Annotated in this window: 15 protein-coding genes and 1 pseudogene; 4 read left to right on the top strand and 12 right to left on the bottom strand. The window is 40.1% G+C overall.

Annotated elements, in window-relative coordinates; genetic code table 11:
• Positions 1 to 6: 6 nt before the first annotated feature.
• The 3 genes from PN471_RS15440 to clpP form a co-directional block, all read right to left on the bottom strand.
• Positions 7 to 210: a hypothetical protein gene (locus PN471_RS15440; protein ID WP_271777609.1), complete on the bottom strand. Its 204-nt coding sequence runs from the start codon at positions 208 to 210 to the stop codon at positions 7 to 9.
• Positions 211 to 222: 12 nt separating this feature from the next.
• The gene (gene def / locus PN471_RS15435) at positions 223 to 786 is read right to left on the bottom strand and encodes a peptide deformylase (RefSeq protein WP_271777608.1); all 564 of its coding nucleotides are present in this window, start codon (positions 784 to 786) and stop codon (positions 223 to 225) included.
• A 120-nt stretch (positions 787 to 906) separates the two neighbouring features.
• Positions 907 to 1,512 (bottom strand): ATP-dependent Clp endopeptidase proteolytic subunit ClpP, encoded by a 606-nt coding sequence (gene clpP / locus PN471_RS15430; RefSeq protein WP_193896123.1) that lies wholly within the window; start codon positions 1,510 to 1,512, stop codon positions 907 to 909.
• Positions 1,513 to 1,934: 422 nt separating this feature from the next.
• On the opposite strand from clpP, the gene PN471_RS15425 reads away from it, so the two are divergent.
• Positions 1,935 to 2,090: a hypothetical protein gene (locus PN471_RS15425; RefSeq protein ID WP_193896122.1), complete on the top strand. Its 156-nt coding sequence runs from the start codon at positions 1,935 to 1,937 to the stop codon at positions 2,088 to 2,090.
• 161 nt (positions 2,091 to 2,251) lie between these two features.
• Here the strand turns inward: PN471_RS15425 and PN471_RS15420 are convergent, their stop codons facing one another.
• The 7 genes from PN471_RS15420 to rimO form a co-directional block, all read right to left on the bottom strand.
• Positions 2,252 to 3,175 (bottom strand): FTR1 family iron permease, encoded by a 924-nt coding sequence (locus PN471_RS15420; protein ID WP_271777607.1) that lies wholly within the window; start codon positions 3,173 to 3,175, stop codon positions 2,252 to 2,254.
• A 108-nt stretch (positions 3,176 to 3,283) separates the two neighbouring features.
• A complete protein-coding gene (locus PN471_RS15415; RefSeq protein WP_271777606.1) occupies positions 3,284 to 3,718 on the bottom strand; it encodes a ferritin-like domain-containing protein in 435 nt (144 codons plus the stop codon).
• Positions 3,719 to 3,898: 180 nt separating this feature from the next.
• Positions 3,899 to 4,936, bottom strand: a complete 1,038-nt coding sequence (locus tag PN471_RS15410; protein WP_271777605.1) for a ComEA family DNA-binding protein — start codon at positions 4,934 to 4,936, stop codon at positions 3,899 to 3,901.
• 673 nt (positions 4,937 to 5,609) lie between these two features.
• Positions 5,610 to 6,053 (bottom strand): transposase family protein, encoded by a 444-nt coding sequence (locus tag PN471_RS15405; RefSeq protein WP_271777604.1) that lies wholly within the window; start codon positions 6,051 to 6,053, stop codon positions 5,610 to 5,612.
• Positions 6,054 to 6,211: 158 nt separating this feature from the next.
• Complete coding sequence (locus PN471_RS15400; RefSeq protein ID WP_271777603.1) at positions 6,212 to 7,222, bottom strand: multicopper oxidase domain-containing protein; 1,011 nt, start codon at positions 7,220 to 7,222, stop codon at positions 6,212 to 6,214.
• A 425-nt stretch (positions 7,223 to 7,647) separates the two neighbouring features.
• Positions 7,648 to 9,207: a DEAD/DEAH box helicase gene (locus tag PN471_RS15395; RefSeq protein WP_193896106.1), complete on the bottom strand. Its 1,560-nt coding sequence runs from the start codon at positions 9,205 to 9,207 to the stop codon at positions 7,648 to 7,650.
• A gap of 65 nt (positions 9,208 to 9,272) precedes the next feature.
• The gene (gene rimO / locus PN471_RS15390) at positions 9,273 to 10,628 is read right to left on the bottom strand and encodes a 30S ribosomal protein S12 methylthiotransferase RimO (RefSeq protein WP_271777602.1); all 1,356 of its coding nucleotides are present in this window, start codon (positions 10,626 to 10,628) and stop codon (positions 9,273 to 9,275) included.
• A gap of 871 nt (positions 10,629 to 11,499) precedes the next feature.
• On the opposite strand from rimO, the gene btpA reads away from it, so the two are divergent.
• From btpA to PN471_RS15375, 3 genes are all read left to right on the top strand, one after another.
• Positions 11,500 to 12,312 carry a photosystem I biogenesis protein BtpA gene (gene btpA / locus PN471_RS15385; protein WP_271777601.1) on the top strand — a complete coding sequence of 271 codons (813 nt, stop codon included), beginning with the start codon at positions 11,500 to 11,502 and terminating at the stop codon, positions 12,310 to 12,312.
• 89 nt (positions 12,313 to 12,401) lie between these two features.
• The gene (locus PN471_RS15380) at positions 12,402 to 13,391 is read left to right on the top strand and encodes a vitamin K epoxide reductase family protein (protein ID WP_271777600.1); all 990 of its coding nucleotides are present in this window, start codon (positions 12,402 to 12,404) and stop codon (positions 13,389 to 13,391) included.
• A 94-nt stretch (positions 13,392 to 13,485) separates the two neighbouring features.
• Complete coding sequence (locus PN471_RS15375; protein ID WP_271777599.1) at positions 13,486 to 13,722, top strand: hypothetical protein; 237 nt, start codon at positions 13,486 to 13,488, stop codon at positions 13,720 to 13,722.
• Positions 13,723 to 13,794: 72 nt separating this feature from the next.
• Here PN471_RS15375 and PN471_RS15370 read toward each other — a convergent pair.
• Both PN471_RS15370 and PN471_RS15365 read right to left on the bottom strand, forming a co-directional pair.
• Positions 13,795 to 14,016 (bottom strand): annotated as a pseudogene (locus PN471_RS15370) (transposase); the annotation flags it as partial.
• Between the two features lie 84 nt (positions 14,017 to 14,100).
• On the bottom strand, positions 14,101 to 14,325 hold a 225-nt coding region (locus PN471_RS15365), incomplete at its 5' end, for a DUF4351 domain-containing protein (RefSeq protein WP_271777598.1).

Below are 14,325 nucleotides of genomic sequence, written 5' to 3'. Positions count from 1 at the left end.
TGATGCTTATCCTATATTATCTCGTGCATCTCTCACTGCGGCAATAAAAAAGAATACGGTGAGAGGAATGCTCAAAGCTAGGATAATGGCAGTGGTTGGGACACCAAAATCTGGTTCTCCATAACTCAATTCAAAAACTGAACCAACAGCGGCGATCGCTGCAATACAAGCACCACCTAAAAATAAACCGCTTTTTGGAGTTAAATACACTACTAGACCACCCTATACTACTGGTTTCACTGCCTGATACGAGAAGCCATTTTTAGATAACTCTTCGTTTAAAGTCAAGGAATTTTCTACACGATCTACAAATACCACACCATTAAGGTGATCCAATTCATGAAGAATACAGCGACCGAGTAAATCACCTGCTGTTAAGGTTTGGGGACGACCATATTCGTCTTTATAGGCGATTGTTACCAATTCTGGACGTTTTACATCTAGGAAGACGTTAGGAATACTTAAGCACCCTTCCTGAGCCACACAGAGCTTACTGCTAACCTGTTTAATCGTAGGGTTAATTAACACTAATGGGGGATGATTAGGTTGATCTGGTTCGCAGTCAATCACGATAAGTTGTTTATTGATGCCAACTTGAGGCGCAGCCAAACCAATGCCATCTGAGCTATACATAGTTTGCAGCATTTCGCGTACTAGTAGACGGAGTTCGTCATCTATTTTAGTAACCCGCTTTGCCGCTTGACGCAAAACGCGATCGCCTAAGTAGTGCATTTGCAAAGGTGGATTTTTTAACTTTTTCTTCTCGACAGCAATATCAGATGGCATGGTTTTCGATGGCTTGATAGTGAACAATATATTTTAATTCTATCGTTAGTAGGAAGGGAACAGGGCGCAGGGGGCAGGGGGCAGTTTTATTACCACTGACCACTGACCACTGACCAATAACTAAACTAAAGCCACAGGACGACTACCGGCAGCATGACGGTCAATTACTTGATCAATCAAGCCATATTCCCTAGCTTCAGCAGGAGACATGAAGAAATCACGTTCTGTATCTTCAGAAATTCGCTCAAAAGGTTGCCCAGTATGTTCAGCAAGATATTCATTCAGCCGCTGCTTGTGATACAAAATTTCGCGGGCTTGAATCGCAATATCAGTCGCCTGTCCTTGTGCGCCACCGAGAGGTTGGTGAATCATAATCCGTGAATGGGGTAAACTCATCCGCTTACCCTTTGTACCCGCGCTGAGGAGAAAAGCTCCCATACTTGCGGCTAATCCAGTACAAATTGTACAGACATCGGGGCGGATATGCTTCATTGTATCAAAAATGCCCATGCCCGCTGTCACTGAACCACCAGGAGAATTAATATACATATATATGTCCTTCTCCGCATCCTCAGAATCTAAAAACAGCAGTTGGGCAACAATCAAGTTAGCCAGATTGCTATCAACCTGTTCTCCCAAAAAAATAATCCGCTCACGCAACAGCCGTGAATAGATATCAAAGGCACGTTCGCCTCGACCCGATTGTTCAATAACGATAGGAATCATTTAGGGTGTTTTTAGCTATTTTTCATTTATTCTATCGGTGACAAAGGCTGATTGTGTTGAAATTGCCGATTAAGATTCAAAGAAACTGGGCAAAGAGAACAGATAGAATCTTTTGTGAAGAAATATATCTTATGTAAATATCAGTATTTATACGGTTTCTAATAATTGAGTAATTGGAGTATTAGAATCATCTGTTTCCGTAAATTTAAAAATAAATTCGTATTTTCACGACACTTTTTAGAAAAACAACCGTCCCAGTTGTTAGGTACACATAAAGAGAGAGCTAGATCACATTCTTTAACAGATTTCTGCGATATTCTCAAATTATATTCACCGAATCCGATAAACCAATAACGCAAAGTGTATTGAGAATAACCAGTTCCGATGGAAGTCCCATCCATATAAATGAAGAGAGGGGTATTATGCTAGAAAAACTTATACAAGCAGCCTTTATTACATTTTTATTGCAACTTATCGCCGTATTGAGTAACACTACTCCCATACGTCCCAAAGCAGTCTCACCTCTTTCAGAAATGTCAGTGCCTATCATTAGTTCGACTTTTCAGGTTGCGGAGTAAAATGCAAGATATAGGAAACAGGGAATAGGCAAGAATTTGCCCTTTCCCTGATTATCAGTCTTTTATTTTTAACACAAACAGCAGAAGTCCCACATCTCACTCTTAGGAATGTGGGATGAATGCGCGTGAGTGAGGAATTGACCATAATTTTTAATGTCCACCTAATTAGATTGATTATTTCCTCCTGTAATGCTGCGGAAATATAGTCCACCAATACTAATCAGAAATACCAAATACCCCACTGATTGAACAATATAGATTTTGTCCCTATAACCAAATAATGATTTAAGAATGATACCGGGGAACTGTTCATCTGATAAGATTTTTTCGGTATTCCAAGCTATTGGACCTAAGATGCAAGAGTGAATTTTGGTAAAGTGTTCATAATAGAAACAAAGATTTTCTGAAGAACGACTACTCAAAGCCAGATTAGCTATAGCTTCATCAAAATGTTGCAACCCGGAAACTACTAACCCAGAAACAATTAAGATTAATAAAACGCCCATGATTTGGAAAAATTGGCGGATATTAATTTTCACACCCCATTTAAATAATAGAACCCCAATAGTTGCGGCTGTTGCTAAACCACCCAGTGCGCCTAAAGTGGGTAATAAACCTTGTTGAAAATTGGCGGCAACAAATAAAACAGTTTCAAATCCTTCGCGGACAATGGCAACTAAAATTAAACTAAAAACTCCCCAAGCCGCATTTGAGTTTTTGCCTAATGCGTCTGTGACTGCTCCCTCAACTTGTGCTTTCATAAATCTGGCTTGTTTTGTCATCCAGATTAGCATCCAACTGAGCATGACTATGGCTAAAACACTAAATATGCCTTCTAATGTTGGCTCAACAACGGAGGTATATTGAGGATTAATAGATCCTAAGAATTTAATGATCCCCGTAAATAAAACACCGATTAAGGCACTAACTATAATACCAACAATAACACCAGCATAAACCCAAGGATTCAATTGAGATTGTTTGGCTTTTTTTAATAATGCGAGGACAATACCCACAACTAGAGCGGCTTCTACACCTTCTCGGAGGGTAATTACAAAAGTAGGTAGAGCGGTACTAAAATTCATTTTATTAGTTGGTTGTTAGTTGTCGGTTGTCAGTTGTCAGTTGTCAGTTGTAGATTTTGCTGCTTCTCAATTCTGACTCCTGACTTCTGACTTCTGACTTCTGCTGTATTAGCTGAAATCGCGTAACATTTTCTTGAGTTCGAGATTGTGCATCTCTTCTTGTCCGATCATACCACGAGTAAATTCTTCTAAATAGATACTGGCATTGCTGACAACTTCTAGAAGACTTTTGTACATATCCAAAGCTTTCCTTTCATGGGATAAACTTTCTTGCAAGATATCCTTAACGTTATGTTTGAAAGTTTCTTCCATTGGAGCAATTCTCAAGGTAGGATGTCCTTCTAAACCTGTGAGAATTTCCCCGACTTGTTGAGCATGAAGTAACGATTCTGCGGCTTGCGCTTTGAAGAATGCCACAATGGGGATTCGATTAGGTCCCGTCACCATTAAGGAATAATGGGTGTAACGAACTACCCCTGCTAGTTCAAATTCCATGATGGCGTTGAGAATATCAATGGTTTTTTGGTGGTCGAGTTCTTGCATTAGTTGTTAAGTTGAGCAAAGTTACATGAGGAGAGTTTTTAGCTACTAATTATTAGTGAGCAGTTATACTTTTTTCAGGTTTTAAAACCCCAAACTGGTTTCACTTTTAGTTTTTAACTATTTTCTCTCTTATTCACTATTTTAAACGTCTTATTCTGGACTTCCAATGGTGTGAAAATACTAATTTTGTGCTTTAGTGCTGGTTTTTGTTCGCACTTTTTGGGTATTTTCCTCAATGATTTTTACTAGCTTGGTAACATCTTCTGAAGTGCTGACTGCTTGGACTGGAGGGATAGCAGTAGGCCAAACTTTCACCAATTCCATAAAAGCTGTATCTATGGCTTTGTGCGACTCAGGATGTTGTTGAGTCATTTGGCTAGAAATACCTTTATATAGTTCTTGAGAATAGACTATAAAGCCACGAGAATCTTGATACTCAATGGGGGCGGTAATTTTGCCGTTGGCAATTGCTGCACCATATTCTGAGTTAGCGGCATCTAGTAAACCGTTGATAACTTGGAGAACAAATTTGGGTTTGCTACGTTCTGCGGTTGGTAAAGCGGCGATCGCACTATCCACAGCTTGCACGGAAGTGGTAAAGTTAGTTTTAATTTTGGCATCCTTGGGATTAGATTTAACTAAGTCGGTTAAGCTTACCAAATCACTTTTAAATTCTTTAACTTTGCGTTCTTCCAGTTGTTCTTCAACATCAATATAAATCTCCTCAACTGGATGTCCAATATGGGGTTGAGCCTGTTTAGGTTGATTTTGATCTAATAATTCTTTGGCTACTAAAAGATGCCCTTTCATTAATCCCAATTTCGTCATGTAATCAATATCTTTTGCTTCACCAGTCAGCACAACTTCCTCAACTGTCACCATGTCTTTTATTTGATCAAACTGGGGTTGAGTAATAACTTTTTTGCTAACTAAATCCCCTGGACTGGCGTAAGGACGGTTGGCTTGAATTTTGTTTGATAAAGCTGGGACTCCTAATGTAGCTTCTAATTTATCTAACTGCGATAAAATTGCATTATTGATATTAATTTTAGCTTTACCACCATGACCACTGTGGGTGGTAGTTTCTGCAACCGTCGCTGTACTTGTGGCTGTACTTGTTGATTTAATGTCGGCTGTAGGTGTGTCGCTGGTACAAGAACTCAGGGAAATTATGACACAAGCAGCGATAGACAAGAATAGGTAACGGGGTTTAATCATTTTTGCTCCAGGATTGTGGATTGGGTAAAAGTCTTTTCTGATAACCAGTCAAAAACTGATAAAGATTAGTAATAGATGTTTATAGATATTTATCATAGATGAGAGTATTTTTCAACTAGTTATTAGGTAGCAACTGCAAGAGTCAATACTCCCAGTAAGACAAAGACATATTTGTGCAAAGCTTTACTAGAAATTCTTTCTTGACTGAAAGTGGATTTAGTTTCTGTCTGCATAACTTAACTCCTGATTTGATTTAGTAACTGATTATGTCAAAGGTAAATAAGGGAATAAAGGATGCCAAGTCATAGCAGTAGCAGCAACAATTAAGGCAAACATCCGGAAAAATATGGTGCTGGATTTAATATTCCTATCCTTATCCAGCATTAGTCACAAAAATAGACATCTCATCATCACCTGCGTCCTTATCCACAGCTAATAACATAAATAATACTGTGCTTTATTGCAGAAATAATATTGACTTAGGAACTGTTATCGCTAAATTAGCTATTGAGAACAAATAAAGATTTTATTTATTAACACAATGGTGATAATTATATCTTATGTATTAAGCTAATAAGATTTGTATTTACTTTTGTAAAGAAAATTATGGTTGGTTGAATATGATCATTATATTAATTAATCTGCTTGTAGAGGATATAGAGGATAAATTCAATTAACGAAAAGCCATGTTAGTTTTTCTGTGATGAGTGAGATGATTAACAATATTTTTAACTTGCTCAATGCTGAGGTTTTCCTGTTCACTGACTTGCTCAATAGTGGAATTATTCGCTAGAAAGCAAATCATTTCTTCATATCTTTGTGTGTACTTCCTGCGCCAATTGATAAATTCCAATTGTTCTGTTATGTAACGTTGACAAAATCGGCAATAAAACTGACGACGAGGCAAATTTAAGTACACTTGTTTACCGAAAGCGGGTAAATCCCTAACTAAAATTGGTCTAACTTGATGTAATTCGGTTGTATAGTTATGGCAATAACAACAGTAAATTCCCGACACTAGAATGCTTAAATTAAAATTAAGAGAATGATCTGAATCATGCCAAGATTCTACTTGTACTCCCGGTAAATTAATCAACTTAGTTAAATTTTGATTCATTGATAAATATAGCCTACTGATCATTAGCTAGTTGAGTAATTGAGATTATCTAGTTATGACTCCATAACATAAATGAGAAAAATTCTCAAAATTTAGTGGAAAAAGAATCTTAATAGCATATCAATACCTAAACGGTAAGTATGATTAGGATTTCTTGGCTAGGTTTTGGCATCTTTTTCTGCGACTACTTCAAACTGTCCCATACACCCGCTTTCAGCGATCGCATCTTGATGAGGATGAAACATATATTTACCTGGATAGCGGAAAGCAAACTCTAAAATATGCCTTTCAGCGACACCCATTGTTAAAACATCGGTTTTCTCACTGGGTGTCATTGTCATACCGGAACGATAAACATCAAAAAAGTTAGCGTGCAGGTGAAACGTCACAGCAGGATCAAATTCAATAATATTCAAAACATAGACCCGGATCAACTGATTTTGGTAAATCTGAATGGGGTGATGCATATAATGATGTGGCACACCATTAAAAGCATAATATTCATTTTTGTTATCATCATTTACATCATAACCAGACATAATTAAAACAATTTCATCAGCAGGGGGACGAGGTTTAGGCGGGTCAATGATAAACATTCCATATAAACCTTTAGCAATGTGGCGAGTAACTGGGGCAACGTGACAGTGATATAAATGAACGCCATAGGGTTCGGCATCAAATTCATATATGGTCGCTCTACGGTTACTTACAGGTCGTATTCCATCCATTTCAGCAGGATGAACTCCATGAAAATGTAAAGAATGGGAATGTCCAGCATTATTGAGAAAAAGTATTCTTATTCTTTCTCCTTCTTTAGCCCGGAGTGTTGGTCCGGGAATCCGTCCGTTTAAGTCCCAAATGTTGTAAGAGACAGCACTATTAAGCTGAATGGTGGAAGTACCAGCAGTTAGCTGAAATTCGCGGACTGTGCGCCCATTTTCCTGCTTAATTGTTCCATAATCAAAATCTCGTAATACCTGCATAGGGTTAGTAGCACCATTAGATGCTGCCATTTCCATCGCTGGTACTCTGACACTGGGATGATTTTTGGTATTCAACATCTGCCAAATTATCGCTGCACTTAGGACTCCAGCGCCGGATAATCCTATTTGCAGCAGTTGGCGACGACTCCAGATTTTATCTTTACTGAAAGTAAAGTTGTCAGACATGAGACTAATAGGGATATGGGTATAGGAGGAATTGCAAATAATTTGCAATTAGCTTTAGGCATAATATAAAAATTAGGAATTATTGTCAATAACTTAGAAAAATAATTTTCAGGATTTAGATCCCCGACTTCTCTAAGAAGTCGGGGATCTTGCTATTTGCTATACCTGAGTTCGACATAACGATAATGTCAAACTCAGGTAATGTCGTTGCGTAAGCGAAGCGTGGCGTTAGCCATATGGAACGAAGTGAAGGGAAGCAATTCCAAGGGTTGTGATTGCTTCCCTTCCCTGGCAATGACTGTAAATATTTTTGTCCGATTACTTAATAAAGCCACTTTCAAGCTCGCAGGTTTTAATCTGGAGGTAAAAGTGGCTTTAAAATCAGCTTATTAACAGGTTGTTATGGTGATGAACTGACAACCCATCTATTCTCTACCTGTCGGTAAACCTAACTTGTGATTGCTAGGACTAGGAGAAGATTCATTGTGAGTGATTTTCAACTTGGGTTTGGGACTACCGCCACCGCTGCTGCGTCTGTCGTCGTTACCCTTGCCTTCTTTTGACCAAGAGGAACGACCACCGCGACCACCACCGGAACTGCGTTCACGTTCGCCACTATCACCACGTTTGTTGATTCTGGGTTTCGGAGTTGGGCTTTCCTCAACAGGTAGGTCTACTCCTGATAGTAACCAAGCGGGGCGGGTTTGATCGTAGGCGATTTGTAAAGCAGCAGCAGCGATCGCATGAGCATCATATTCCTCAATCATTTCGCTGATAATCGGCAAGAAGGAAGCTAACCGTTCCCCAGTTAAAGCTTCAGCAACTTGTCCTCTTAATTTCTGAATATGTTGGGCTTCAATCTGTGCCTTGGTCGGAATAGACAGAATCTGCCAAGTTTGACGGTTGTGGCGTTCAAATGCCTGTTGTTTGCGGCGTTCAAATGCCTGAACTAAGGAAATTGCCGTTCCTTCTTTTCCAGCCCGACCAGTCCGACCAATGCGGTGAACATAAGTTTCCACACTATCGGGTAAATCAAAGTTGATCACGTGGGAAAGTTGGTCAACGTCTAAACCACGCGCTGCAATATCAGTAGCTACTACCCAACGGACTTGACGGTTACGGAAACGAATTAATAGGCGTTCCCGGGCTTGTTGGGACAAATCACCATGATATTCATCCACACTATGACCGGCAGATTGTAATTGACTGGTTAATTCTGCGGCTGTGCGACGGGTGCGAACAAAGATTAAAGCTGTTTCTGGGTCTTCCATTTCCAGAATTGGTTGTAAAGCTTTAGCTTTTGTCCAATGACGGGGAATCATGTAAGCCACTTGATTGATTTTATTTGGTGCGGCTTTGGGTTGTTCAACGGTGACAGTCACCGGTGAGTTCAAAAATTTATTTACCAACATCCGAATTGATGGTGGCATTGTCGCTGAGAATAAGGCCGTTTGTCTTTCTTCAGGCGCTTGAGAAAGAATTCTTTCCACATCATCAATGAAGCCCATGCTTAACATTTCATCCGCTTCATCTAAGACAAACCATCTGACTTGATCTAATTTTAAGTTACCACGATCTAGTAAGTCTATGACCCGTCCTGGTGTACCGACAACGATTTGCGCCCCCCGTCTGAGTTGCATAATTTGGCGGTCAATTGATTGACCACCATAAATAGCCGCTGCTTTCAAGTAACTGTTACCAATAAATTGGGAAACAGCCGCATGAACTTGAATTGCTAACTCACGAGTTGGGGTTAAAACAATTGCCTGTACAGCTTTTAAGCTGGGATCTAGTTTTTCTAAAATTGGTAAAGAAAAAGCTGCGGTTTTGCCTGTTCCTGTTTGGGATTGACCAACTACATCCCGACCATTTAATAGTTGAGGAATTGCTTGGGTTTGAATATTTGTAGGTGCAGAAAAACCCATGCTTTCTAACAGTTCAGCCCGTTCTTGGGAAATGCCTAATTCTTGAAATGATAAATTCATTAATGCTCCTAGATTTGATTGTCAATTTTGAACTTGTGAGCCGATACTTATTTGTAAATTAAGTCTTATACAACAGCAGATAGCAGATAGGAAGATAATCTATCACTATTGATAACTTGACCATAGAGGTCATACTCATCGGCACTTTGAATTGCTACTTTGACGATGGTTCCTAGCCTAGCCTCTCCTTTAACATAAACTTGACCATCAACTTCGGGAGAAAATCTGCCGGAACGACCGATTAATTCTCCCCCTTCGGGATTTTCTTGCTCAATCAGGACATCAACTATTTTGCCGACTTCCTGTTGATTTTTTTGGAAAGAAATTGGTTGCTGTAATTCCATTAGGCGATTACGGCGTTCCGTCATCACTGCTGCGGGAATTTGATTGGGTAGATTGTAGGCGGGAGTTCCTTCTTCTGGTGAGAAGGTGAAGACACCAACATGATCAAATTTATGTCGTTGGGTAAACTCTAATAAATGTTGAAAATGTGCTTCTGTCTCTCCAGGAAAACCAACTATAAATGTGGTTCTTAGCACTGCTGATGGTAGGGCAATTTTCAGCCGTTCCATAATCCCATCATTAATTTGCCCTTGCCAAGGACGATTCATGGCGCGGAGAATTTCTGGATGGGAATGCTGGAGAGGCAAATCCAAATATGGTAAACAGTTGGGGGTTTCTTGGATGGCCGCAATTACATCTGGTGTGAGTCCAGTGGGATAGGCATAGTGCATCCTAATCCAAGGGATATCTACTTTGCCTAATGCCCGCAGTAATTCGGCTAATTTGGGTTTCCCGTAAATATCTAAGCCGTAATTGGTGGTGATTTGGGAAATGAGAATTATTTCTTTGACACCTTGACTTGCCAGTTGTTGGGCTTCGGCGACTATTGATTCAATAGTACGCGATCGCTGGTTTCCTCGCAAATGGGGAATAATACAAAATGCACACCGATAATCACAGCCTTCTGCCACTCGCAGGTAAGCTACTCCTTCGGTGGTTGTCCGATAACGGGGTGTGGTTTCATCGGCAATATAGGTAGGTTCGGCAGTAATTTCTTTAACTCGTTCTCCCTGTTCTACTCGCTCGATGATATCAACGATTTTGTGATAATCTCCTGTCCCCACTACTGCCACTGCTTCCGGCAATTCTTCCAATAATTGTTCTTGAAAGTGTTGCGCCATGCAGCCAGTAATGACGATTTTTTTATTGGCTTCCGCTAGTTCTACTAGGGTTTTTACTGATTCCTGTCGAGCCGCTTCGATGAAACTACAGGTATTAACAATTACGTAATCTGCTATTTCTTCGTTGCTATCTACACCATAGCCTGCATTTACTAGCAGCCCTAGCATATGTTCTGTATCAATTCGATTTTTCTCGCAGCCCAGGTGAGAAATGGCAATCGTTGGCTTTTCAACCATATTTTGAATAGATCTTCCGTTTTTCCTTGTTAATTAACATTCAAGCGTTGGCTTAGGAATATGCAAACACCAAAAGATCCCAGGAAAATGAAGCGGGTTTTACTCCTGACTCCTGACTCCTGACTTCTGCTATAGTTTCCACCCAACTACCCGCTACTAATTACCAGATTTAACCTATATAACTAGCAACTTTAACTAGTAAAAGCCAAGTTACAACCTTGATCTATCATGTTGATAGGGGTCATGTTATGATACTTCTACTAATTTGTTTCCCAGGGTAATCTTCAAGTGTCTTTGGGTAAGTCTGACACTCATTATATTTTTAACAATTCGCTTAATGGTATTTTGCGTTACCGCAGCGTGGGCGTTGTTAATTTACCCGTTGGGAAGCCGACCAAGAGGTCTGTTGTGAGAAGCCGCTACCCAACTGGGGAAATCGCATTGGCGACTACGCCTATCAAGCAGTAATGCTACTCGGACATTTGCAATTAAATGCCGGGAAGCTGCCTTGCATTTTGTGAGTGGCAAGCTCCTCTTGTCATCAGATTCTATCTTAACATATCTTATGGAAGGTTGAAAGTTAATTTATATCTTCAGGAGGAGGCAATAATTTGACCATGAAAGGGTGGGGTCAGAGGCACTTAGATGGGAAAAATTACTAATTACCCATTCTTAATCATCCATTTCCTGTTCTCTGTTCCCTAAAGCAACTTATATTATTAGTATAAAAGGCGGAAGGCTGTAATGCCTAGAGAATCTGCATTTTTTTGTGTGATTCTTCCTGTCTCGTTATTGATGCCATTTTGTTACCCCCTCGTCTGGAGAGTGGGGATAGGCAAGAACTCCAGACTGTGACAAGTAAATTAAAGACGTGGACTTACATCAGTTATTTACAACCCGAACACCAATTATTGGCGTAGTACATCTGCTCCCTCTTCCGACTTCAGCCCGTTGGGGAGGTAGTCTCAAAGCAGTGATTGACCGCGCTGAACAAGAAGCCACAGCCCTTGCCAGTGGGGGTGTAGATGGAATTATCGTTGAGAATTTTTTTGATGCCCCATTTACGAAAAATCAAGTTGACCCCGCAGTTGTCAGTGCTATGACTGTTGTTATCCAACGCATCCAGAATTTGGTGACTGTGCCTATAGGGTTAAATGTGTTACGCAATGATGGTAGAAGTGCGATCGCTATTGCTAGTTGCGTTAATGCCCAATTTGTCAGAATTAATGTTCTTACGGGTGTGATGGCAACGGACCAAGGTTTAATTGAAGGGGAAGCTCATCAATTATTACGATATCGTCGGGAATTAGGATCTGATGTGAAAATTTTTGCTGATGTTTTGGTAAAACACGCCCGTCCTTTGAGTTCTCCTAATCTGACGGTTGCTGTTAAAGATACCATTGAAAGAGGTTTGGCTGATGCAGTAATTTTATCCGGTTGGGCTACTGGTAGTCCTCCTGACCAAGAGGATTTGGAACTAGCTAGTGCTGCGGCGGCTGGTACTCCCGTTTTTATTGGTAGTGGTGCAAGTTGGGAAAATGTGGGTACTTTGTTACAAGCCGCAGATGGGGTGATTGTTTCTAGTTCTCTCAAACGTCATGGTCAAATTCAGCAACCAATAGATCCAATTCGCGTCAGCCAATTTGTCGAAGCTGCCCGCAGACCTCTATTGTCTAAACTATGATTCTTTTGATTTTCTTGATTTAGATGATTAGGAGGATCTTTAGATTCTATTCCCCAATTACCAATTACCAATTACCCATTACCAATATTATGATTCGTCGTCGTTCTACTCCTTGGATTCATAAATGGTCGCGTCCGGCGATCGCAACTATTGCTGGTTTTGGTATCCTAAATACAGGTTATCTCACCTATGAAAAGCTGACCGGCAGCACTCCGGTTTGTACTACCCCAGAAAATGTTAAAGGTTGCGTGGATGTCCTTTCTAGTCCCTGGGCTACGGTTTTCGGTCAACCATTACCTGTATTTGGTTTATTGGCATACATGGGGATATTGATATTGGCTTTAGCTCCCTTAGCATTGAACGCAGGGGAAAATCACAAAAGTCAGAAACAACTGGAAAATTTAACGTGGTGGTTGCTGTTTGTGGGAGCGATCGCTATGTCAGTTTTCAGTGGATACTTAATGTATGTCCTGGCATTTCAACTCCAAGCTGTTTGTCTGTACTGTATTGCCTCTGCCTTGTTTGCATTAACTATGTTAGTGTTAACCGTCATGGGTAGAGATTGGGAAGACATTGGACAACTTTTATTTACGGCTGTGATTGTGGCAATGGTAACGCTAATTGGGACTTTAGGTGTTTATTCTCAAGTAAATCCATCAGGTAACATTACTGAATCAACTGATGGAAAACCCACAGCAATTACCTTCACACCTAAAGAACAACCAAATCCTGACTTTGGCTGGGAAATTACCACTAAATCTGGTGCAGCCGAAATAGCTTTAGCCCAACATCTTGTTAAAGTAGGTGCGAAGGAATATGTAGCCTATTGGTGTCCCCATTGTCACGAACAAAAGCTACTTTTTGGTAAAGAGGCTTATCAAATCATTAATGATAATTCTAAGGTAGAGTGCGCTGGCGATAGTCCCAATGTTAAACCAGAATTATGTAAAGCTGCAAAAATTGAAGGTTTCCCCACTTGGATTATTAATGGTAAAAGCTATAGTGGAGTCCAAACTCTAGAGGAATTAGGAAAGATCACAGGTTACACAGGTCCGAAAAACTTTAAATATTTCCGCTAATGCAACTATTTGGCATTGAACAGTGGTAATTATTCATAGGAAATAGGTAACAAGAAACATTTTTTGTTTTGTTGGTTGATGGCTTCACCGCACTATGGCTAACGCCACGCTCCGCGAACGTGCCTCAACCCAACCTACAAATCCAGACTTTTTTCAATTTGGACAAGGTATTGATATTACCCGGATTTCTCACCACTATGTTCAAAAATGGCTTATAAGCCTGCCAGATAAGCGTTCCAGAGAAGAGCAGAAAAAACAGTCTGTCATTTTACACAATCAGCCGAAAGTCCGGTGGGGGTTGAGGTTAAGCAGTTTCAGCCAGGACTTGTGAGAAATCCGGGATTAGAATATCAATCATCACTGAAATATAGAGGGTGTTTGAAAAGTTTTGAGGAGTCAAAATTTATGCCAATCGCCTGAGCATGATACGGATCATAGCTAGATAGATAAAAGTCTCTGATGTTTCAGGTAGTAACTCGTAGTCTCTGACTAATCGACGACAACCCATCAGCCAGCCAAAAGTACGTTCCACAACCCATCGCTTTTTGAGGACCACGAAACTTTTAGTTTGCTGGGGTCGTAGCACTACCTGAACAATCCAACGGCAAACGTCCATCACCCACATCATAAACGATGGGTGTGAAAAGTTAGGAAGATTTGGTAGAATATCGTGTCTGTGTGCATTATTTCTGAGTTCGATATTTCTTAATTACTTGCTTATTTCAGATTTTAACCATGTTTCCAAATCATTAACATCTGTAAAATCTAACAATGCTTCTCCTAGCGTTTCCAGTTGTTCTATATTCAGACTTTTGATATCTTCGATGTCAATATCTTTTAACTTTCCAAATCTTTTCGATAACTGACGTATCAATAAGATTATCTCACCATTTAGCCTGCCTTCTTCTCTCCCTTCCTGTCTTCCTTCCTGTCT

Source organism: Aphanizomenon sp. CS-733/32 (assembly GCF_028330045.1).
Lineage (GTDB): Bacteria > Cyanobacteriota > Cyanobacteriia > Cyanobacteriales > Nostocaceae > Dolichospermum > Dolichospermum gracile.
Note: the sequence above shows the minus strand (reverse complement) of the source record. Positions and strands in the feature narration are given on the sequence as shown.